The organism is Streptomyces beijiangensis (assembly GCF_017315755.1).
GTDB classification, from domain to species: Bacteria; Actinomycetota; Actinomycetes; order Streptomycetales; family Streptomycetaceae; genus Streptomyces; species Streptomyces beijiangensis.
The window spans coordinates 1-468 of the sequence record NZ_JAFLRJ010000868.1; the positions used below are offsets into that span (position 1 = coordinate 1).

At 63.9% G+C, this 468-nt stretch carries 1 protein-coding gene and 1 pseudogene; one reads left to right on the top strand and one right to left on the bottom strand.

Annotated features, from left to right (window positions below):
• Window positions 1-190 (bottom strand): M28 family peptidase (locus J0695_RS39575; protein WP_307798900.1); only part of this gene is annotated, 190 nt, incomplete at its 3' end.
• A 7-nt stretch (window positions 191-197) separates the two neighbouring features.
• Here J0695_RS39575 and J0695_RS39580 point away from each other — a divergent pair.
• A pseudogene (locus tag J0695_RS39580) lies at window positions 198-468 on the top strand (M28 family peptidase); the annotation flags it as partial.

Genomic DNA, 468 nt, shown 5'->3' on the forward strand with positions numbered 1-468 from the left:
GGTTGACGTAGAACTTCGAGCCGTTGAGGCCCTGCTCCTCGTCCGTCCACCAGGCGAAGCGCACATGCTTCGTCATGGTGGGGTTCTTCTGCGCCAGTACGAGCGCGTTCTCCAGCAGGGTCGCGGAGCCGGAGCCGTTGTCATTGATGCCGGGGCCCGCCGACACGCTGTCGAGGTGCGCGCCGAACATGACGGTCTGGTCGGCGGGCCCCGGCATCAATGACAACGGCTCCGGCTCCGCGACCCTGCTGGAGAACGCGCTCGTACTGGCGCAGAAGAACCCCACCATGACGAAGCATGTGCGCTTCGCCTGGTGGACGGACGAGGAGCAGGGCCTCAACGGCTCGAAGTTCTACGTCAACCAGCTGAGCAGCGCCCAGCGCGCGACGATCAAGGGTTACTACAACTTCGACATGGTCGGCTCCACCAACGCCGGCTACTTCATCAACAACGTCAACTCCACCACCG